At 72.1% G+C, this 19,582-nt stretch carries 17 protein-coding genes; 5 read left to right on the top strand and 12 right to left on the bottom strand.

Going from position 1 to position 19,582, the window contains the following annotated elements:
• Positions 1–253: 253 nt before the first annotated feature.
• From AABA78_RS08180 to AABA78_RS08150, 7 genes are all read right to left on the bottom strand, one after another.
• A complete protein-coding gene (locus AABA78_RS08180; protein WP_338262426.1) occupies positions 254–1,474 on the bottom strand; it encodes a sensor histidine kinase in 1,221 nt (406 codons plus the stop codon).
• A 139-nt stretch (positions 1,475–1,613) separates the two neighbouring features.
• Positions 1,614–2,186, bottom strand: coding sequence for a glutathione S-transferase family protein (locus AABA78_RS08175; protein WP_338262425.1), 573 nt, complete (start codon positions 2,184–2,186; stop codon positions 1,614–1,616).
• A gap of 87 nt (positions 2,187–2,273) precedes the next feature.
• Entirely contained in the window at positions 2,274–3,746 is a 1,473-nt protein-coding gene (locus tag AABA78_RS08170) for a serine hydrolase (protein WP_338262424.1), read from the bottom strand.
• A 72-nt stretch (positions 3,747–3,818) separates the two neighbouring features.
• Positions 3,819–6,434, bottom strand: a complete 2,616-nt coding sequence (gene mgtA, locus AABA78_RS08165; protein ID WP_338262423.1) for a magnesium-translocating P-type ATPase — start codon at positions 6,432–6,434, stop codon at positions 3,819–3,821.
• A gap of 76 nt (positions 6,435–6,510) precedes the next feature.
• Positions 6,511–8,415 (bottom strand): penicillin-binding transpeptidase domain-containing protein, encoded by a 1,905-nt coding sequence (locus AABA78_RS08160; RefSeq protein WP_338262422.1) that lies wholly within the window; start codon positions 8,413–8,415, stop codon positions 6,511–6,513.
• Positions 8,416–8,549: 134 nt separating this feature from the next.
• Positions 8,550–11,174: a right-handed parallel beta-helix repeat-containing protein gene (locus AABA78_RS08155; RefSeq protein ID WP_338262421.1), complete on the bottom strand. Its 2,625-nt coding sequence runs from the start codon at positions 11,172–11,174 to the stop codon at positions 8,550–8,552.
• 138 nt (positions 11,175–11,312) lie between these two features.
• Complete coding sequence (locus tag AABA78_RS08150) at positions 11,313–11,654, bottom strand: hypothetical protein (RefSeq protein ID WP_338262420.1); 342 nt, start codon at positions 11,652–11,654, stop codon at positions 11,313–11,315.
• Between the two features lie 103 nt (positions 11,655–11,757).
• Here AABA78_RS08150 and AABA78_RS08145 point away from each other — a divergent pair, with 103 nt between their 5' ends.
• Entirely contained in the window at positions 11,758–12,417 is a 660-nt protein-coding gene (locus tag AABA78_RS08145) for a cytochrome b/b6 domain-containing protein (RefSeq protein ID WP_338262419.1), read from the top strand.
• Positions 12,410–13,105 carry a molybdopterin-dependent oxidoreductase gene (locus tag AABA78_RS08140; RefSeq protein WP_338262418.1) on the top strand — a complete coding sequence of 232 codons (696 nt, stop codon included), beginning with the start codon at positions 12,410–12,412 and terminating at the stop codon, positions 13,103–13,105. Before AABA78_RS08145 ends, AABA78_RS08140 begins: the two co-directional genes overlap by 8 nt.
• 11 nt (positions 13,106–13,116) lie before the next feature.
• Here the strand turns inward: AABA78_RS08140 and AABA78_RS08135 are convergent, their stop codons facing one another.
• Positions 13,117–13,551 carry a hypothetical protein gene (locus AABA78_RS08135; protein WP_338262417.1) on the bottom strand — a complete coding sequence of 145 codons (435 nt, stop codon included), beginning with the start codon at positions 13,549–13,551 and terminating at the stop codon, positions 13,117–13,119.
• 13 nt (positions 13,552–13,564) lie between these two features.
• A complete protein-coding gene (locus AABA78_RS08130) occupies positions 13,565–14,353 on the bottom strand; it encodes an alpha/beta fold hydrolase (protein WP_338262416.1) in 789 nt (262 codons plus the stop codon).
• A gap of 204 nt (positions 14,354–14,557) precedes the next feature.
• Here AABA78_RS08130 and AABA78_RS08125 point away from each other — a divergent pair, with 204 nt between their 5' ends.
• Positions 14,558–15,295 carry an SAM-dependent methyltransferase gene (locus AABA78_RS08125; RefSeq protein ID WP_338262415.1) on the top strand — a complete coding sequence of 246 codons (738 nt, stop codon included), beginning with the start codon at positions 14,558–14,560 and terminating at the stop codon, positions 15,293–15,295.
• Positions 15,296–15,299: 4 nt separating this feature from the next.
• Here the strand turns inward: AABA78_RS08125 and AABA78_RS08120 are convergent, their stop codons facing one another.
• From AABA78_RS08120 to AABA78_RS08110, 3 genes are all read right to left on the bottom strand, one after another.
• Positions 15,300–15,869 carry a GNAT family N-acetyltransferase gene (locus AABA78_RS08120; protein WP_338262414.1) on the bottom strand — a complete coding sequence of 190 codons (570 nt, stop codon included), beginning with the start codon at positions 15,867–15,869 and terminating at the stop codon, positions 15,300–15,302.
• A complete protein-coding gene (locus tag AABA78_RS08115) occupies positions 15,866–16,228 on the bottom strand; it encodes a hypothetical protein (RefSeq protein WP_338262413.1) in 363 nt (120 codons plus the stop codon). The genes AABA78_RS08120 and AABA78_RS08115 overlap by 4 nt, the downstream gene beginning before the upstream one ends.
• A gap of 78 nt (positions 16,229–16,306) precedes the next feature.
• Entirely contained in the window at positions 16,307–16,927 is a 621-nt protein-coding gene (locus AABA78_RS08110; protein ID WP_338262412.1) for a hypothetical protein, read from the bottom strand.
• Positions 16,928–17,224: 297 nt separating this feature from the next.
• Between AABA78_RS08110 and AABA78_RS08105 the strand changes: the two genes are divergently transcribed.
• Together AABA78_RS08105 and AABA78_RS08100 are read left to right on the top strand one after the other, a co-directional pair.
• Complete coding sequence (locus AABA78_RS08105) at positions 17,225–18,580, top strand: sensor histidine kinase (RefSeq protein WP_338262411.1); 1,356 nt, start codon at positions 17,225–17,227, stop codon at positions 18,578–18,580.
• A complete protein-coding gene (locus AABA78_RS08100) occupies positions 18,577–19,536 on the top strand; it encodes an SAM-dependent methyltransferase (RefSeq protein WP_338262410.1) in 960 nt (319 codons plus the stop codon). The genes AABA78_RS08105 and AABA78_RS08100 overlap by 4 nt, the downstream gene beginning before the upstream one ends.
• Positions 19,537–19,582 lie beyond the last annotated feature (46 nt).

Here is a 19,582-nt window from a genome sequence, read left to right as displayed (position 1 = left end):
ACGCATCATCGGCGGCCAGGAGAAGCCGGGCAATCCGTGAAAATTCCCCGGCGCCCGCGGACCCCCGGGGAGGACAGACACTCGCGGGCTACGGGAGGTTCGCGTCAGCGGAGACGCGGGGATGGGGTCATGAGGCTGCTCCTCGGAAGGGGGCGCCCGGCGGCCGTGAGGGCCGTCCGGTTTCGCGCCTGCACCCACCCAACGGAAATGCCCCTTTTTTCCCCTCACCCCCCGCGTGCGATTCCTCTCCGCGCTATCCCGCCACCAGCGGCAGCGACAGCTCGAAGCGCGTTCCGGCCTGGGACGTCGCGACCACCTCCAGCGTGCCGCCATGCGCCTCCGCGAGCCGCCGCGCCAGGTACAGGCCGAGGCCCAGCCCCGTGGAGCCCGGGTCCCGCGTGAAGCGCTCGAAGAGCGTGGGCACCAGCTCCGCCGGAATGCCCGGCCCCTGGTCGCTCACCGACACCTGGACCCATGCCCCCTCCGGACGTGGCTGCGTTCGCAGCGCGAGGTCCACCGACCGCCCCTGCGGCGAGTGCTTGAGCGCGTTCGCCACCAGGTTCTCCAGCACCTGCCGCACGCGGTCCGGATCCGCGACCGTCACCAGCTCCTCGGGCCCCTCGAAGCGCACGGGGCGCTCGGGCGTGCTCGCGGTGGTGGCCAGCTCCCGCACCAGCCCCGCCAGGTCCACCGGCTGGGGACGCAGGCTGAAGAGGCCCTGGTCCAGGCGTCCCACGTCCAGCAGGTCGTTGATGAGCCGCGTGAGGGAGCGCAGCGACGCGGCCGCGCCCGCCGCGTCCCGCACGTCCTCCTGCGCGTTGTTTCGCGCGGCCCGCCGCTGGATGAGCTGGATGCGCGCCTGGAGCGGCAGCAGGTGGTTGGCCATGTCGTGCGCGAGCACGGTGATGAGCTCCTCGGCCGCCTTGCGGCGCGCCTGCTTCACCGCCAGCTTCGTCAGCTCCTGCCCCAGCTCCACGCGGTGGGCCACCATGCCCACCCAGCGCGCCACGGCCTGGAGGAAGCTCAGGTCGTGCTCGGTGAAGAAGTCGTTCCGGGCCGACGACACGGCCAGCACGCCCCGCGTCTCCATGCCGATGGGCAGGGGCACCATCAGGCTGGAGCGGACCCCCAGCCGGTGCTTGATGCCGGGAAGCTCGTCCGGGTCCTCCTCCAGACGGCCGGAGATGAAGGGGGTCTCCGTCTCGTACACCTGGACCGCGCGCCCGCCGTTGGCCAGCGGCATGCGGTCCAGCCCCAGCGACTTCTGCAGGTGGGCCAAGGGCGTCTGGCTGGTGCCCACCGCCACGAGGGTCTGGGTGGAGTGCTCGATGAGGAAGACGTCCACCTTTTCGGCGCGCAGCAGCTCCGAGATGAGCTGGCCCGCGGTATCCAGCGTGGGGCGCAGCTCGGCCGCGGGCAGGGCCAGCAGCTGCTCCAGCGCCCGCAGCCGCGGATCCGCCCATCCGGCATCCATCCCTGACTTCCAGTCGCTCACGCGACAACGGTGGGGATGCCTGCCGCTCGAAGCCACCCACGGCGGGGACCTGACGCCAGGAGCGCGAGTCCTCCTGGCCGCCCGCTCCCCTGCCCGCATGCCAGCCGCGCCAGGGGGCTCAGCGCAGCTTCATGCCCTTGGGACGGGCCATCAGCCGGTCCACGTAGGCCTCCAGCTTCGGCCGTCCCGTCGAACCGCCGAGCATGCGCTGGTAGATGAACATGGAGCCGATCATCACGTCCGCGGCGGTGAACCAGTCGCCGAAGAGATAGGGGCCGTCCCCCAGCTCGCGCTCCATGGCGTCCAGCGTCTGCGGGTACTCCGTCCATCCGCGCTGCGGCGGCGTGGGGGCCTTGGCCATGTGGTCGCCCATGGACGGCTCCAGCTGCGACGTCGAGTACACCATCAGCGACAGGTACCGGCCTCGCTCCGGCGCATCCAGCTTCGGCGCCAGCCGGGCCTGCGGGTACTTGTCCGCGATGTAGAGACAGAGGGCCGCGTTCTCGAATACGCGGGCCTCTCCGTCCACCAGCGCGGGCAGCTTCCCGGCGGGGTTCACCTTCAGGTACTCGGGCGACTTCTGCTCCCGCTTGTCCAGGTCGATGGGCACGATTTCGTACTCGACCCCCGCCTCATCGAGCATCCACTTGCCAATCACCGCCCGGCTCCGCGGATTGAAATAGAGCTTCATGCAGGCACCTTTCGTGAGCACCACGTGGAATGACCCCGGACTGGAAACGCCCGGGGCGCGGGCCGCATTCGCTCACATCCGGCGTCGCTAGGGGACTGCCTTTGAGGGCGCTCCCAGATTCTGGAGCGCGGCCGCCGCGTTCGCGTTGGCGGGGTCCAGCTCCAAGGCCTTGCGGTAGTTCACCCGCGCCTGCTCCTTGTCCCCGACAGCGAGGTACGCCTCCCCCAGGCTGTCGTAGACGTTGCCCACCTGGGGGAACATCTCCACGTTGAGCTTGAAGATTTCAATGGAGTCCGCCGCGCGGCCCGTCTGGAGCAGCCGGTAGCCCAGGCTGTTGAGCTGACCATCGGAGTAGTCATACGCGTCCGGCTTCGTGGCCTTCAGCTCCCGGTAGCGCGCGACGGTCTTCGCGACGGGCTCCTTGCCAAGCGTCTGGAGCAGCACCTCCCGGATGCCCATGCGGGGCGCCTTGGGCGGGATGCCGTGGAGCACGCTGAAGAGGCCCGTGGCCAGCGGCTTGAGATTGTCGCCGCCCGACGTGTTGTCCAGGAGGATGACCACCTCCTTGCCCTGCGGCACACGGAAGATGCGCGTGCTGAACCCGTTGATGCCGCCGCTGTGCTGGATGGTGGCCAGCTCCGTCTTGCCGTCATCCAGCTTGAGCGGGTCCATGGAGAACCCGAAGCCGTAGTTCTTCAGGCCGGGCGTGAACATCTTCTGCTTGAGGGCCTCCGGCAGCAGCGTGTTCCCGTAGAGCGCGCGGTCCCAGCGGTACAGGTCCTCCACCGTCGAGTACAGCGACCCGGCGGCGTACGGCAGGGACATGTCCAGGTAGGGGGCGTTGACGTAGCCCTCCGGCGTTTGTTCGTAGCCGCTGGCGCGCTTGGGCAGCACCGTCGCATGGACGTCGTAGCCGGAGTCCTTCATGCCCAGCGGCGTGAAGATGCGCTCCTGCACCGCCTGCGCGTACGTCTTGCCGGTGGCGCGCTCGATGATGGCGCCCAGCAGGAAGTAGCCGGAGTTGCTGTAGGCGTATTGCGAGCCGGGCTCGAACTCCAGGTCACCGCTGGCGAACTGCTTCACGAAGTCCGCGACGGTGTAGGGATTGCGCGACACCTTGGAGAAGAAGTCCGGCCGGTTCGTGTAATTGGGGATGCCGGACGTGTGGTTGAGCAGCTGGGCAAGGGTGATGCGCGAGCCCGTGTCCTTGCGGTAGTCCGGCAGCGCGGAGGCCAGCGTGTCGTCGAGCTTCAGCTTCCCCTCCGCGACCAGTTGGAGGACGACCATGGCCGTGAACTGCTTGGTCACGGACGCGAGGCGGAACTTCGTGTCCGGCGTGTTGGGCACGTTCCATTCGAAGTTGGCGGAGCCGTAGGCCTTCTTCAGGATGACGCCCTTCTCGTTGGCCACGAGCGCCGCGCCGTTGAACTGGCGCAGCTGGTGGTACTGCGTCAGCAGCCGGTCCAGCTCCTGCTGCCGCGTCGCGGCGCCGGCGGCGACGGGGATGAACAGCAGGGCGACGGCGAGCACGCCCAGCACGCGCAACGGGTTCCAGGTCATCCGGTCTCTTCCATGCATGAACCTACAGACGTCCCGGTGGCGGAGCGATTGCATCCTCCCGCGAGGGGCGCGTCAGGCGGTGTCGAAGCGGCGGAAGAACCAGCGGTTGAGCCACGCCGCGCAGGCCAGGTACAGCGCCACCAGCGCGCCCAGCGACGCGAGGATGCCGGGCGGCGGCGGCACGAAGCCGAAGACGTGCCCCAGCGGCGTGAAGGGCAGCACGTTGGCCACCGCCACCACGCCGAGCGACGACAGCAGCAGGAGCCGCGCGGGGGCGCTGCGCCCCGCCCCGCCCCGGGTGCGGATGATGAAGATGACCAGCACCTGCGTGGTCAGCGACTCCATGAACCAGCCCGTCTGGAAGAGCGGCGCGCCGGCGTGGAAGCCGTACAGCAGCACCGTGAAGGTGGCCGCGTCGAAGAGCGAGCTGAGCGTGCCGAACACCGCCATGTAGAGGCGCACGAAGCGCATGTCCCAGCGGGGGGGCCGCGCGAGCTGCTCCGCGTCCACCGTGTCCAGCGGGATGGCCAGCTCCGACACGTCGTACAGCATGTTGTTGAGGAGGATCTGGATGGGGAGCATGGGCAGGAACGGCAGCACCAGCGACGCCAGGGCCATGCTGAGCATGTTGCCGAAGTTGGAGCTGGTCCCCATGCGGATGTACTTCATGACGTTGCCGAAGGTGCGCCGTCCCTCCTGGATGCCGTCATGCAGGACGCCCAGCTCCGGGCGCAGCAGCAGCAGCGCCGCGGCCTCGCGCGCGACGTCCACCGCGCCCGCGACGGAGATGCCCACGTCCGCCTCGTGCAGCGACGGCGCGTCGTTGATGCCGTCCCCCAGGAAGCCCACCACGTGGCCGCGCTGCCGCAGCGCGCGGAGGATGCGGCTCTTCTGCGCGGGGGACACGCGCGCGAAGACGGTGGTGTCCTCCGCCCGCGCGCGCAGGCCCAGGTCGTCCAGCAGGGCCAGCTCCGCGCCGGTGAGCACGCCCCGCACCTCCAGGCCCAGCTGCTGGCAGACGTGCACCGCCACCCGCGCGTTGTCGCCCGTCACCACCTTGACGGCGACGCCCGCCTCGCGCAGCGCCGTCAGCGCGGGCCGGGCGCTGTGCTTGGGCGGGTCCAGGAAGGAGGCGAAGCCCGCGAAGACGAGCCCCGACTCCTCCTCCACGGACACCTGCCCGCCCGGGAACGGGCCGTCGCGCCAGGCCAGCCCCAGCACCCGGAAGCCCTGCCCTCCCAGCGCGTCCGCGCGGTCCTGCAACGCCTCGCCCCCGGCCGCGTCCAGGGGCTGGACCGTCCCGTCCGCCGCCTCACGCGCCTCGCACAGGGGCAGCAGCGCCTCCGGCGCGCCCTTCACCACCAGGACGCTCCGGCCGGCCTTCTCCAGCAGCACGGACACCCGGCGGCGCTCGAAGTCGAAGGGCAGCTCGTCCCGCTTCACCCAGCCCTGCGTGCACGCCGCGCCCCGGGCCAGGATGGCCTCGTCCATGGGGCTGCGCAGGCCGGTGGCGAAGTGGCTGTTGAGGCAGGCCCACGCGAGGGTGCGCTCGCTGTGCTGGGAGGCGGCGTCCTCGGTGCGCTCCAGCCGGATGTTCGCCTCCGTGAGCGTGCCCGTCTTGTCGGTGCACATCACGTCCATGCAGCCCAGGTCGTGCACCGCGCCCAGCCGCTTGACGATGACGTCCTGTTCCGCGAGGCGCACGGCGCCCCGGGCGAGCGTCACCGAGACCACCATGGGCAGCAGCTCCGGCGTCAGCCCCACCGCCAGGGCCATGGCGAAGAGGAAGGACTCCAGCAGCGGGCGCTCCAGGGTCAGGTTCACCAGGAGCACGAACAGCACCATGAGGACCGTGAGCCGCATCAGCATCACGGAGAAGCGGCGCGTGTCCCGCTCGAAGGCGGTGGAGGCGACGGGCGCGTCCAGCCCCCGGGCGATGCCGCCGACCTCCGTGTCGCGGCCGGTGGCGAACACGAGCGCGCTCCCCGAGCCCCCCAGCACCGACGTCCCGGCGAAGACGGCGTTGCCCACCTCCGCGAGCGGGGCGTCCTTGGGCGCGAGGCCCGGCGCCTTCTCCACGGGATAGGGCTCGCCGGTGAGCAGCGACTCGTTCACGGTCAGCTCGTGCGACTCCAGCAGGCGCGCATCCGCGGGGACGCGGCTGCCGGTGGCCAGCAGCACCACGTCCCCGGGGACGAGCTCCGTGGCGGGGCGCACCTGCTCCTCGCCGTCGCGCAGCACGCGGGCGCGCAGGGCCACGGCGCCACGCAGGCGCTCCGCCGCGTTGTTGGCGCGGTGCTCCTGGACGAAGTCCAGCGTCACGCTGATCAACACGATGGCGGCGATGATGGCGGAGCTGGTCAGGTCGTGGACGACCGCCGAGATGCCGCACGCCACCAGCAGCACCAGCACCAGCGGGTTGCCCAGCCGCAGCAGCAGCTCCAGGAGGAGCGGCCGGCGTCGCCGGGACTCCAGCGCGTTGGGCCCCAGGGACTCGAGCCGCGCCTCGGCTTCCTGCTGGGACAGGCCCTGGAACGTGCTGCCCAGGCGGGCGCGGAGGGACTCCTCCGGCGCACTCCAGGCGGACGGTCCCTTCCGCTCCGGTGCCGGGCCCCGCCGCCCGCCGGAGCGGCGCGGAAGATGCGCCAGGCCCCCGGCACCCCGGCTGTTCGAGCGTGCGACGCCCATCTTCACAACGTGCGCAGTGCCCTCCAGGAAGCCAGCCGCCCGGCCGGGGAGGAGGTGGGCGCCTGGAGGGCCGGCCTCACCTTGGGCCCGCGCCCTGGCGGGCGTCGTCGTCCTTGAAGGAGAGGACCCCCGGCGCGTCCAGCGCCTGGAGGAAGCGGATCGCGATTGGAACGGCGACGCGGCCTCCCACGCCGCCGCCCTCCACGAACACCGCGAAGCCGATGCCGCCGCGCACCCCGATGAACCACGCGTGGGTTTCGGGCGGCACGGAGGTGCCGAACTCCGCCGTGCCCGTCTTGCCCATGAGCCCCGCGATGCGCGCGGCGGACTTCGCCGTGCCCTCCGTCACCACCGCGCGCATGAGCTCCCGGAGCGACTTGGAAGTGCCCGGGCTCAGCCGGGCCTCCGGACCCGCGTCCGCGTCCGCCAGCAGGCGCGGCGCGTGCCAGACGCCGGAGTCCGCCGCCGCCGCGACCGTGGCCATGTGCAGCGGCGTGACCAGCACGCGGCCCTGGCCCATGACCGCCGACGCGCGCTCGGCGTCGTCGCGGGGTTCCGGGAAGGTGGCGCCCGGCGAGGGCAGCCCCACGTCGTAGGCCACCCCGAAGCCGAAGCGCCGGGTCGCGTCCTCCAGCACTCCCGGGTCCAGCGTCGACTCCAGCTGGATGAACGTCGTGTTGCACGACAGCGCGAACGCGCGCCGCAGCGTGGTGGTGCCCAGCACCTCGGACTCGAAGTTGCGGAAGCGCTTGCGGCCCGCCGTCACCTCCAGGGGACAGTCCGCGCGGGAGTCCGGCTTCAGGCCGTTCGCGAGCAGCGCCTCGGCGGTCACGACCTTGAACGTGGAGCCCGGGGGATAGCGCCCCGTCAGCGCGCGGTGCAGCGCCTCCCCGAGCGGCCGGCTGGCCACCGCCAGGACCTCGCCCGTCGACGTGTCCACCGCGACCAGCGCGGCGGGCCAGGTGACGTCCGTGAGCGCGGCCTCCGCCGCCGCCTGCACGTCCATCCGCAGCGTGGTGCGAACATCACGTCCCGGCTCGCCGTCGAAGCGGTGCAGCACCTCGCTGTCACCCGCGCGGCGCAAGAGCCGCACCTCGCCGGAGGGACGTCCCGCCAGCGTCCGCTCCTGCGCGCGCTCCAGGCCCGACAGCCCCACCACGTCCCCCGCCTGGTAGGGCGGGCCCAGCAGTTGGAGCGCCTCCGCCGTCACCTCGCCCACGCGGCCCAGCGTGTGCGCGGCGAAGCCCTCCGCCGGCGTGAGGCGCGCGGGCTTCTTGCGAAAGAAGATGCCGGGCACCGGCGCGAGCGCGGCGCGCACCTGCTGGTAGCGCTCCGGGCGCACGTCGATGAACGCGACGAACTGCTCCGGCCGCGCGCTCGCGGCGTTCAGCGCGGTGAGCACCCGGGAGGGGTCCACCCCGAGCTGCGCCTGGAGCACGCTGGCCACGGCCGCGCGGTCCTTCACCCGGCCCGGCATCACGCCGATGCGGATGACCTCTCCGGGCACGGTGAGCGGATCCCCGTCCGCGTCGAGCAGCGCGGCGCGCGGGCCCCAGGTCCGGGTGCGGCCGAAGCGATCTCCAGGCCGTGCGGCGGGATGGAGCACCTCCGGCGTCCAGCGCAGGCCCCAGCGCGGGCCCCTGCGTTCGAAGCGCAGCCGGGACTCCACCTCCCAGTCCCCCAGCCCCCGCAGCGTGTGCACGCCACGGAACCTCACCACCGCCGTGGCGCCGTCGTCGGCTTCGAGCTCCGGCTGCTCGAAGCGCGAGGCCACGACGCCCAGGTCCTGCCGCCACCGCGCGTGCTGCGCGTCGAAGTCCGGAGGCGCGTCCACCAGCCCCTTGCGCTGCGCCGCCACGTCGTTGCGCGCCCACGCGTCCAGGTACTGACGGGCCAGGTCCTCCGGCCCTTCAGGCGCGACGACGGGCCTCGCGGCACGTGGCGTACACGCGGGAAGCAGCAACAGGAGGCAGAGCCCCACCCAGGAAATGACCGCCCGTCTGAACACGTGCTCCGTCTACCGCGCCCTCCGCGCCGAGGCGAACATCCTGCGACAGATGTGTCCACTCGGACCGGGGGTCGGAACGTCACGCGCACGCGGAGCACGCGCGTGGATCAGTTGACCGTCTGCTCCTGGGTCTGGCTCGCGCCGTCGCCGGTCGCCGTGACGGTCAGTGTGCCCGCGGTCGCGGCCTTGACGTAGAAGAGGCCCTCGCGCTGCGGGTTCTTGAGGCTCACCACCGTCACGGGCGCATCCGAGCAGTCCGGCAGCAGGTGGAAGGTCGCGCCCGGATCCGACGCGGCCAGCGTCACCTCCGGCACGGACAGCGGCGCCAGGTTGCCCGCCAGGTCCCGACCCTGCACCGCCAGCACCTCCGAGCACGCCCCCACGTCCAGCGTCCGCGCGGGCGTGGCGAAGCCCACCTGGCGGTCCTCGCCCTGCGTCGTCACGTCCACGGAGGCGGCATTCGCCGGGTACACGTCCGGGTCGTACCCGTCACCGCTGATCCGGTTGCGGCTGATGAGGTTCGCGGTCCCGTTGTCCGCGATGGCGGCCTGATAGCTGGCCGTCAGGTCCGTCTTGCTCAGCGTGTTGCCGAGCACCTGGAGGTTCTGCGACGTGGGCGGAGGGTTGAAGTCCGAGTCCACCGCTTGCAGCAGGTAGACGCCAACGTCGTTCTCCGTCAGCACGTTGTCCTGGATGAGCAGGTCGTGGCACAGCTCCCGCCCCGCGCCGTAGTACGCGCCGCCCAGCACCATGATGCCGGAGCCCCAGTCGCGCTCGAACCGGTACGCATTGCCGTTCACCTGGTTGCCCGCCACCTGCCCGGACACGCCATACGCCAGCTGGATGCCGATGCGCGCGATGCGGTCGGTGGGGCCCAGGCCGTCGATGACGTTGTCCTCCACCGTCGCCTCCACCCGACCCAGCATCACCACGCCCGCCTTCTGGTAGCCCGTCAGCTGATTGCCCCGGATGACCACCGTCACCGGCGTGGCACCCGCCGCGCTGTTGCGCACGTCGATGGCGAAGCCCTCCTGGCATCCGCTGTTGTTGCCGGCCTGGTTCACGTCCTCCACCACCGTGTCCTCGATGGTGCCGCTCGCGCCCTCCAGCAGGATGCCGCGCAGCCGGTCCACGTCCCCGTCACACACGTCCGACAGGTTCCGCGCCGTCACGGTCACGTCGCGCACGTTCGCCACCGAGCCCCGGTTGCGCAGCACCGCGCCCTTGTAGTGGTCCCCGGCGCCCTCCTCGGACGCGGTCAGCGTGTGCCCGGCTCCGTCGAACGTGAGGCCGTCCGGGATGAACACCGCGCTCTGGACCACGCAGTCCGCGCGCAGCGTCACCTTCCCCGGTGACAGGGTGATGCCGCAGGGGGACTCCCCCGGACCGCAGCGGCGGCCCGCCCACGCCACGGAGAAGGACTGCCGCGTGCTCGCGCCCGAGGCGTTCGTCACCACCAGGTCCACCGTGGGCGTGACGCCCGCCGGCAGGCAGGTGAGCTCCGTCCAGTCCACCGTGCTCGTCGCGCCGTCCCCCGTCGCCGTGCCGAGCGCGCCCACGTTCGACGTCCACGCGAACGTCATGGCCTCGCCGCGAGGGTCCGTCGCCTTGACGGTGAACGTCACGCGTTCGCCCGCGAGCGCGGACTGCGCGGACTGCGTGATATCGCCGAGGACGGGCGGCGCGGCCGCTCGCACGCATAGGTTCACGAGCTGCTCCGCGCTTCCGCCGAAGCCGTCCGTCACGGCGCCCTTCAACTGGCAGCCGCAGTCCGCGGGCTCCGCCGTCGCGGTGAAGACGGGCGTGGCGGTGGTGCCGCCTTCGAAGGTGCCCTCGCACGTCGCGCTCCAGGCGTACTTCAGCACGTCCCGGGGGCCGTCCTCGTCCGTCACCGCCGCCTGGACCTGGAAGGGCACGTTGAGGCCCACCTGCTGGGCAGCTCCAGGCGCGGACGCCACGGGCGAGCGGTTGAACCGCGTGTCATCCAGCGTCGGGGGCGCGCGCGTGGTGCCCATGCCGATGCGGAACTGGAGCATGGACTCCGCGCCCTGCGCATCCGTGACCCGCACGCGGATCAACGCATCATGGGCGAACTCCGGGTCGACGCCGCCATCGCCGACATCGCGCGGCGGGAACGCCGCCGTCCACGCGCAGGTCGCTTCCGCGCAGTCGAGCACTCCCGAGGTCGCGCTCCACGCGTAGGTGAGCGCATCCCCTTCCAGGTCACTGGCCCGCGCGCTCAACTCCACGGTGTCGCCCGGGGCGACGATGGAGCGCGGTGCAATCACCTCGTGGATGAGGGGCGCGTGGTTGGCCAGGCCCGGCAGGCCGGACGCGGACTGGGGCACCAGGACCACCAGCGCCTCTTCGTACAGCGGCAGCTTCACGCCGGCATCCGGGCTCACGGAGGCCACCACCGCGTCCGAGGCGTTCCGGGCGTCCACGGCCAGCCGGAGCTCCTCCTCGGGGGACTCCGGCTTCACGACGGCCGCCCATGCGACGCCGCCATCCGGATCCGTCCGCGGCGCCAGCGCCTTCGACTCCGTGGCGCCCGACGCGTGCGTCACCATGGTCGTCACCGCGACGGCCTCCGCGGACCGGGGCACCGCCACCACGACCCGCGCGCCCCCCGCCAGCGGCGCCGTGAAGGAGGGCTCCTCCTCCACGCAACCGAACGTGGTCAGCAGCAACGCCCCCACGAGGAGCAACGCATTGGCGGGCTTCAGGGTCACGGCATCCTCGGGGAAGGCGGACGGGAACAGGAACGATACCGGGTCACTCCCGGACGTCCAATCCACGGGGACCGGCGGCCATGTGTGCCCGGCACGCCGTGCAATGCTTGCCAATTCCTTGCGACCCGTGGGCCGGTGCTACGGCAATCCTTGCTCGGCGCTGTACTGGTCCACCCATTGCCCTATCCGGGCAATCACCCGTGCGTGGTCGTTGCCCAGCTCCGGCAGGAGCGCCTCTCCGTACCAGAGCGGGTGATGGCGCAGGTCCGGACGCCTCGCGAAGATCCACTCACGGAAAGCCGAATGCTCCGGCGGATGGCCCAGGTCCTCACGCGCCCAGTCGTAGGCGAAGATGCACATGCGCAGATACGACACGTTGATCGACTGGTAGTCGGGCGCGCCCACCAGGAACATGCCGGGCCGCTCACACCAGAGCCGCATCCAGCCAATCAGGTGGGTGGGGCGGGAGATGGAACCCATCCGGGAATCCTAGCCCCCTCGACAGCGAAGTCCTCTCCCGAGCGTTCGCGCCATCCCCCCGCCGCATGGCCCCGGGCCACGCCGCGATGCTGGGCTCCGCCGCGTGCACCCGCCCGAGCAGCGCCGTCCCCAGCCCTGGCCCATCCGGCTCACCCACTGGGCCAACGTGCCGCTGCTCGCCATCCTCGCGGCGAGCGGGTTGCAGATCCTCGTCGCGTATCCGCGCATGGGGCCTCGCGGCCGGCCGTTCGCGCTCTATCCCTTCCAGGACGCCATGCCGCCAGCGTGGCTGCGCCTGGGGGACTGGCTCGCGGGGGCGCGGAGCTGGCACTTCGCGTTCGGCTGGTTCCTGGCCCTCAACGGCGTCGTGTACGTGCTCTACCTCGCGCTCAGCGGCGAGTGGCGACGCCGCCTGTTCCTCCCGCGCCGCGATGCTCGCGACGCTGTGGCCACGCTCGCGTACTACCTGCGGCTGCGCCCCGCGCCCGTGCAGACGGGCCTCTACAACGGGCTCCAGCGGCTGGCGTACACCGCCACCCTCGTGATGGGCGCGCTGTCCGTCCTGTCCGGCCTCGCCATCTACAAGCCCGTGCAGCTCCACTGGCTCATGACCCTCTTCGGTGGCTACGACCCCGCGCGCTTCATCCACCTGCTGCTGCTCGCGCTGTTCGCCCTCTTCACCGTGGGCCACGTCGTCCTCGTCGCCCTGCACCCGCGCACCTTCGGGGAGATGATCACCGGCGGGAGGAAGCCCGATGTCTGAGCGCATCCTCACGCGCCGCCGCGTCCTCCTGGGCGCCGCCGCGCTCGCCACCAGCGCCTGCGATTCCCAGCGCCCGCGCGAGGGCTTCCTCGGCGTCATGGACCGCTTCAACCAGCGCGCGCAGACCGCCCTCTTCCACCCCGCCCGGCTGGCCCCCGAGGAGCCCGTCGAACAGCTCACCCCGCCCCGCGACTTCCCCCACTACTTCATCTCCGACACCGTGCCGTTGGCCCCCGCCGGCTGGCGGCTGGAGGTCGGTGGACTCGTGGCCCGGCCGCGCGCCTTCTCGCTGGAGGAGCTGCGCCAGCTGCCCCGGACCGACTTCCGGATCCGCCACCACTGCGTGGAGGGCTGGAGCGCGGTGGCGTCATGGCACGGCGTGCGCGTCAGCGACCTGGCCCGGGCCGTGGGCGCCGACCCTCGCGCGGGCTTCGTGGAGTTCCGCTCGTTCGACCAGGGCTACTACTCCTCCTGGGACGCGCCGAGCGCGCTGCACCCGCAGACCGTGCTCGCGTACGGCATGAACGGCGCGCCGCTCATCCCCGGCCATGGCGCGCCCCTGCGCCTCTATTCGGGCGTGAAGCTGGGCTACAAGATGGTGAAGTACCTCACCACCGTGCGCTTCCTCCCGGAGGCCACGGGGGGCACCTGGGAGGACCGCGGCTACGAGTGGTTCGCCGGCGTGTAGCGCGCGGGCGCTCAGCGCTTGGTGTTGACGACGCCCGGCAGGAACGGCGTGAAGCCGCGCCTGCGCAGGCTCTCGCGCTCGGCGATGAGGGCCGCCAGGGCGGCCTCGCGCGTGGGGAAGTGGTTCACCGCCGCGCCATGGATGGCGCCGCTGGTGTTGATGAACGTGAGCGTCATCTCGTCGCCGCCGTAGCGGAACGAGCGGTGCGTGTTGCGCTCCAGCACCTCGCGCCGCACCTTGCCGAAGGTGCGCCCCGCGGTGTGGCGGACGATGAGCCCGTCCAGGTTGATGAGCAGGTCCACGCGGCCTTCGAACTTCGCGAACTGCTCCTCCACCTCGCGCCCCCACCGATGCACGTCCTCATCCGTCGCCAGGATGCAGTCGGTGAAGTTCGCGGTGACGACGTCGTGCTCGGCGTCGCGCTCGAAGGACATACCCCAGGCCATGTCACGTCCTCCTTCAGGCCTGCGCGGCGTTGCCCGCGAGGAACGCCGACAGCAGCGCCGCCGTCTCCGCCGGACGCTCCACCTGGGGGTAGTGCCCCGGGCCCGGCAGGTGCGTCAGGCGCGCGTTCTGGATGAGCCCCACCACCGCCTGCTTGAGGAACACCGGCGGCAGGAACGGATCATCCGTGGCCACCACCAGCGTGGGCGCCGTGATGGCGGCCAGCCGGTGCGCGAAGCCACCCGCAGTCCAGGAGTCGAAGCACTGCTCGATGGCGTCCTTGCCCACCGTGCCCGAGTCCTTCAGCAGGGCCTCCAGCGACTCCGGCGACAGCTGCTTGCACGCCAGGCCCAGGATGGTCTTCTGCTTCTCCCGGTCCCCCGCGGAGGTGCGGAACAGCCCGGCCGCGTCCGGCGGCAGCGGCAGCCCCGACGCGGGCACCGTGTTGAGCAGCACCAGGCCGGTGACGCGCGCGGGGGCCTCCGACGCGACCCACTTGGCGATCTGCCCGCCCATGCTGTGGCCCACCAGCGTGAAGCGCTGCGCCTTCGCGTGGTCCGCCACCGCCAGCACGTCCTTCGCGTACTGCTCCAGCGAGTACCCCGACGTCGGCCGCCCGGACGGTCCGGTGCCCCGGTGGTCCAGGACCAGCAGCCGCAGCCCCGTCATGTCCAGCTTCTCCAGCATCGAGTCCCACACCGCGCCGGACACCATCCACCCATGCACCAGCACCACGTCGCGAGGACCGTCCCCCAGGACCCGGTAGTGCAGGGGTGTGCCATCCGTCGCGTTCGTCGTGGGCATGGGGGTCTTCCTCCGAGGGGGGAACAGCGGGAAGTCGTGGCTTAAAGGGGAAGCGTAGCAAGCCACGATTGGGACGTGGCCGTCCACAGGCTCCTCGGGGGTTGGATGGAGGGATGAAGGGCGGGCTGCCCCAGCAGGGAGACGTGACGGGTGGGAATGAGGGGTGGGAGCGGGTGGGCGCTTTGCGGCAGACTCGGGGGCGTCATGACGGATGGACGCAGCGGGACGGCGGGAGCGAAGCGCACGGTGTACTGCGAGGACGCGCTCGCGTGGCTGGAGGCGCGGCCGGTGCTGGACGGGTGTTCGGTGGTGGCGTCGCTGCCGGACGTCTCCGAGTTCCCGTCGCTCACGGTGCCCCAGTGGAAGGACTGGTTCGTGGGGGCGGCGGCGAAGGTGTTGTCGCGGGTGCCCCCGGACGGGGTGGCGGTGTTCTACCAGTCCGACGTGAAGAAGGACGGGGCGTGGGTGGACAAGGGCTACCTGGTGTCGAAGGCGGCGGAGGCGGCGGGGTGCGACACGCTCTGGCACAAGGTGGTGTGCCGCCGGACGCCGGGGACGGTGACGTTCGGGAGGCCGGCGTACTCGCACCTGCTGTGCTTCAGCCGGGGGCTGAAGGCGGACGCGGGGAAGTCCACGGCGGACGTGTTGCCGGACCCCGGCGAGGTGACGTGGACGCGAGGCATGGGACTCAACGCGTGCCTGGTGGCCTGCCGCTTCATCCTGGAGCAGACGCGCACGCGCACGGTGGTGGACCCCTTCTGTGGCCACGGCACCGCGCTCGCGGTGGCCAACGCATTGGGCCTGGACGCGGTGGGCGTGGAGCTCAGCCGCAAGCGCGCACGCCGGGCGAGGAACCTCCAGGCGACGTGGACGGGCGGCAAGCTGGAGCTGTCCAGCACGGCTGGCGACGGAGAAGAAGAACCGTCGCCGGGCGAGACCTGACGGCTCAGGCGTCGTCGTCCTCGAAGGACGCGCGCAGGTAGCTCAGGGGCAGGAACAGACGCCGGGGCCACTCCGGCGCGCCGGGCCCGGCACCGACGAGCGGCCGGTAGCCGAAGCGTGCGTAGAAGCGGGCCGCGAACGCATCCTTCGCATCCACGACGACGAGCACGACGCCCGCGTTCTCCCCGATGGCCAGCGCGCGGCGGTGCGCGTCGTCCAGCAGCTGCTCGCCCACACCCGCGCCGCGGACCCGCGAGTCCCGGGCGAGCCTTCCGAGGATGACCGCCGGAAGCGGATAGCGCGGCAGGCGTTTGATGACCTCTTCCGGTGCCTCGTCTCGCGACACCTGCCCCACGGAGAGCGTGTAGTACCCGAGCACCCGGGGCCAGTCGGGCCGGGTGTCCGGCCGGCGCAGCACCCAGGTCCGGCTGACGTCACGGCGCTGGTTCTGGCCCGCGTCCTGTCGGAAGAAGCGGTTGAGCGCTTCGTGCTCGCACTGGAAGCCGCTGGCCGCGTCCTCGTGCGTCAGTGCTTCCGTGTACGGCGCGGGAATGACGGGCGGTTTCCGGCTCAAGGGCGCTCGCGACGGCGGCGACGGGAGAGCTCACGCAGCGCACGCGTCGGCTTCGCGGGCGCCTCCACCGCCCTGGCCACCCGGTCGAAGTCCTTCGCGGGCAGGACGATGGACTCCTCCCCCATCGTCCTCCACTCCAGCCGGGTCAGCGCTGGCGAGCTGTACTCGCGCAGGGGCTGCCCGGGCTCGTGGGGCACGAAGGCGAGCCGCGCGCCCCGCCGCGCCTCCAGCACCACCTTGTCCAGCAGGCTGATGGCCTCGGTGATGATCTCCGAGACGTCCCCGCCCAGCTCGCGCCGCAGCCGTTGGACCTGCTCCATGACCGGATCGGAAACGGTGGGTTGCAGTCGGTGGGACATGGCGAGCACTCCTGACTCACTTCTGACGCGGAAGTGAATCACTTATCCCTCACGCCCGGGAGATGCAATCCGTGCCGCTCAGGCCGCCTGCGCTCCCGCGAGCGCTTGGGCCACGTCCTTCTCCAGTTGGATGAGGAACGTCTCGAACAGGCGCTCCTCCAGCGCGAGCGCGGGCTCCAGCGTCACGCCCGCCTTCTCCAGGCGCTGCTGACAGGCGTCCTCGATGGCCCGGCGGTGGGACTGCTCCTCCACCACCACGCGCCCCAGCTCCTCGCGCACCACCGCCTGCCGCGTGGCCGCCTTGTAGAGCGGATAGAGCACCATGGCCCGGCGCTCCACCACCGCCGTCGTGAGCAGGTAGTGCAGGTACACGTCCGCCGTCCCCGTCACCCCCGTCACCCACTCCGCCAGCTGCCGGTCCAGCGCCTGGAACCACGCGGACGCCGCGCCCACGCTCAGGAACTCCGTCACGTCCTCGCGGCCCGCGACCTCACAGGCCAGCCGCTTGAACGTGAACGCGTGGCGCGTCTCGTCCGCCAGGTGCGCCAGCACCTCCAGCGACGGATGCCGGTCCGCCACCGTGCGCGAAATCTTCCGCGCACCAATGAACTCCAGCAGCGACAGCGTGTGCAGCCACCGCACTTCCAACTCCGGAACCTGGACCAGCTGCCGCAACACCGCCTGGATTCTGTCACGCATGGGGCGCCCCTCTATCGCGCCCCGCGCACCCTCCCAAGCACTGTCGTTCCGGACAGGGGGAATCCACCGCGCTCCGCGCCTCCCTGCCCCCCAGGCCAGGGTCGGCGGACTGGCCAACAGTGTCCGTGCCCCCGCGTTTGACCGGACCCGCCCCTCCGCACTTTGCTTCTCCCTGTCGAGGGCTGCGCCTGGTGCCGGGGGGTTGACCAGCATGCGTCCACATCGCGGAGACCCGCATCCGTCCGGGCACCACCCTGCCCTCGCCACCGCGTCGCGGGCCCGCACCGGTGCGCGCGCATGAAGTCCCCGCCCGTGTCCTCGTGCCGTGGCGTGAGCGCCTTCCGGCGCTGGATGCGCTCCCAGGACGCGGGCCGGCTCCTCTCCTCGCTGCGCGCGCGGCCCCTCGCGGGCTTCCTCCTCCGGGGCTCGGCGCTCGTGGGCGTCGTCGCGTGGGCGCCCGGCGTCCACCCCTTCTTCTCCGTGCCCCCCACGCCCGCGCTCGCGTGCTTCCTGCCCTGCGCCGTCCACCGCGTCGCCTTCGCCTGGGTGCTCGCGCGCCGCAGACGCGTGAACGCGGGGGGCTGGCTCGCGTGGCTGCCGGGCCTGGCGCTGCTGCACTTCTTCCTCGCGAGCCTCATGGCGCTCGCGGAGCTCCCCGGGGCGCTCGTCTTCGGCGTGCTGCTCATCGGCACCGCCGCCGTGCATGGCCGGCGCTACCGGGTGACCTGGCGCGAGCCCTTCCTCGCGGTGGGCACGCTCGCGGCCCTGCTGGGCGCCCTGCCCCTGGCCCGGAGCGCCCAGCACGTGGTGCTCCTGGCCGTCGTGGGCCCTGCCGCGCTGCTGGCGGAGCTGTACCTGGGCGCGCTCGCGGTGCGCTACGACCGGGCCCGCGCGGACGCGGACCGCCTGCGCGCCGCCGTGCACGCGCAGCTCGTGGAGCAGCAGGAGCGCGACGTGGGCCGCCTCACCCAGGCGATGGCGGAAATCCTGGGCCACCACGAGGGCATGGACCAGGCGCTGCACGAGGCCGGCACCGCCGCGGACATGATGAAGGCGTTCGGCGCGCAGCGCGGCCTGCTCGCGCGCAGCGGCTTCGAGGACCAGGCCCGCCAGCTCCAGGACAGCCTGCGGCAGCTCCAGGAGATGGTGAAGGAGGTGCGCGCCAAGAGCCGCCGCTTCGCCGGCACGGAGCCGGAGGCCGTGGACCTGGGGCTGGTGCTGGAGTCCGTGCAGGCCCAGGTGTCCCTGCGCTTCCCCTACGTGGACATCCACGTGGAGCTGGAGCCGCACGGGCCCCCTCGCGCGCTCCTGCGCGGCGGACCGCTCACGCTGCGCCGGGTGGTGGAGAACCTGGTGGTCAACGCCTGCGAGGGCAACGGCGAACAGGGCGCGTCCCGCGTCTTCATCCGCGCGCGCACCGAGCCGCTCAGCGGACGCCTGGAGGTGGAGATCGAAGACGACGGCCCCGGCTTCCCCCCGGAGCGACTCAACGCGCCCGCGGAGGAGCTCTACACGACCAAGTCCCAGGGCACGGGGCTGGGCCTCTACACCAGCGAGTGCCTGCTGCGCGCCAGCGGCGGCCTGCTGCACCGGCACAACGGACCGGGCGGCGGCGCCCTGCTCCGCATCCTGCTGCCCCGGGAGTACCCATGAAGCCCCTGAGCGCCCTCATCGCGCCCCTGTCCGGTCCGCTCGCGCGCGGGCGGGACGCGAACGAAGTGGTGGCCCCGTCCAGCGCGGACCCGTCTCCGCTCACGCCGTGCGACGTGTGGACGTACCAGGAGGCCCTCGCCGCGCGCGGCCTGGTGCGCCAGGGCCATGGCCCCCGGGTGTACGGCCACACGGGGCTGGTGGACCGGCTGCCCCCGCCCGGCACTCCGGGGCCGGAGCTGATGGAGCGCCTGCGGGGTTCGCAGGAGACGCTGCTCGCGGAGCTGGCGCGCGCCATGGGTCCCTTCCCGGACGGCGGCGACGTGCTGGACGCGGGCAGCGTCCTGGGCGGCAACGCGCTGTACTGGGCCCAGGAGCACCGCGCGCGGGTGACGACGATGGTGACCGTGCCCACGCACCTGGAGCACGTGCGCAGGTTCGTGCACGAAGCCGGCATGTGCTCGCGCGTGCAGCCCCGGCTGTGCTCGGGCGAGCCGCCGCGAAGCCGCGAGTGCTACGACGCCGTCATCGCCGTGGAGCACACCTGCGCCCAGCCCCGGGCGGAGTGGCTGCGCGGCGTGCACGCCCGGCTCAAGCCCGGCGGACTGCTGGCCGTCGCGGACTGCTTCTGGGTGCGCCCCAACGCGGTGCACCCGTCCGAGGACGCGTGGCGCAAGCAGCTGGGCAGCGTGACCGCGTTCCTCGCCGACGCGCGCGAGGCGGGCCTGGAGCTGGAGGCGCACGACGACGTGTCCGCGCGGGCGGTGGGCTTCTGGACGCTGAGCTCGGAGCTGCTCATCCACGAGCACATGGCCTGTGCTTCCGGTGAGGCGAAGAACCTGCGCGCCGCGCTCAACGCCGTGCGCGCGGAGTCCCGGCGTGAGCACCTGTGGCTGCAACAGGGCCTGCTCGACGGAGGCCTGGAGTACGCGCTGCTCGTGCTGCGCCGCGAAGCGTGAAGTGCCGTGTTGGGACGGGCGGCCCGGCGAGCGCTCACTCCACCCC

The sequence above is a fragment of the Corallococcus caeni genome (genome assembly GCF_036245865.1).
Classification (GTDB): domain Bacteria; phylum Myxococcota; class Myxococcia; order Myxococcales; family Myxococcaceae; genus Corallococcus; species Corallococcus caeni.
The sequence above is the reverse complement of the archived record's forward strand: the minus strand, read 5'-3'. Positions and strand labels throughout refer to the sequence as shown.

Bases quoted from the DNA above. Each gene is read 5' to 3' on its own strand.
- AABA78_RS08140 (WP_338262418.1), top strand. From the start codon at position 12,410: ATGTCTGAGCGCATCCTCACGCGCCGCCGCGTCCTCCTGGGCGCCGCC.
- AABA78_RS08110 (WP_338262412.1), bottom strand. From the start codon at position 16,927: ATGCGTGACAGAATCCAGGCGGTGTTGCGGCAGCTGGTCCAGGTTCCG.
- mgtA (WP_338262423.1), bottom strand. From the start codon at position 6,434: ATGGGCGTCGCACGCTCGAACAGCCGGGGTGCCGGGGGCCTGGCGCAT.
- AABA78_RS08175 (WP_338262425.1), bottom strand. From the start codon at position 2,186: ATGAAGCTCTATTTCAATCCGCGGAGCCGGGCGGTGATTGGCAAGTGG.
- AABA78_RS08130 (WP_338262416.1), bottom strand. From the start codon at position 14,353: ATGCCCACGACGAACGCGACGGATGGCACACCCCTGCACTACCGGGTC.
- AABA78_RS08180 (WP_338262426.1), bottom strand. From the start codon at position 1,474: ATGGATGCCGGATGGGCGGATCCGCGGCTGCGGGCGCTGGAGCAGCTG.
- AABA78_RS08150 (WP_338262420.1), bottom strand. From the start codon at position 11,654: ATGGGTTCCATCTCCCGCCCCACCCACCTGATTGGCTGGATGCGGCTC.
- AABA78_RS08135 (WP_338262417.1), bottom strand. From the start codon at position 13,551: ATGGCCTGGGGTATGTCCTTCGAGCGCGACGCCGAGCACGACGTCGTC.
- AABA78_RS08125 (WP_338262415.1), top strand. From the start codon at position 14,558: ATGACGGATGGACGCAGCGGGACGGCGGGAGCGAAGCGCACGGTGTAC.
- AABA78_RS08170 (WP_338262424.1), bottom strand. From the start codon at position 3,746: ATGACCTGGAACCCGTTGCGCGTGCTGGGCGTGCTCGCCGTCGCCCTG.
- AABA78_RS08100 (WP_338262410.1), top strand. From the start codon at position 18,577: ATGAAGCCCCTGAGCGCCCTCATCGCGCCCCTGTCCGGTCCGCTCGCG.
- AABA78_RS08115 (WP_338262413.1), bottom strand. From the start codon at position 16,228: ATGTCCCACCGACTGCAACCCACCGTTTCCGATCCGGTCATGGAGCAG.
- AABA78_RS08105 (WP_338262411.1), top strand. From the start codon at position 17,225: ATGAAGTCCCCGCCCGTGTCCTCGTGCCGTGGCGTGAGCGCCTTCCGG.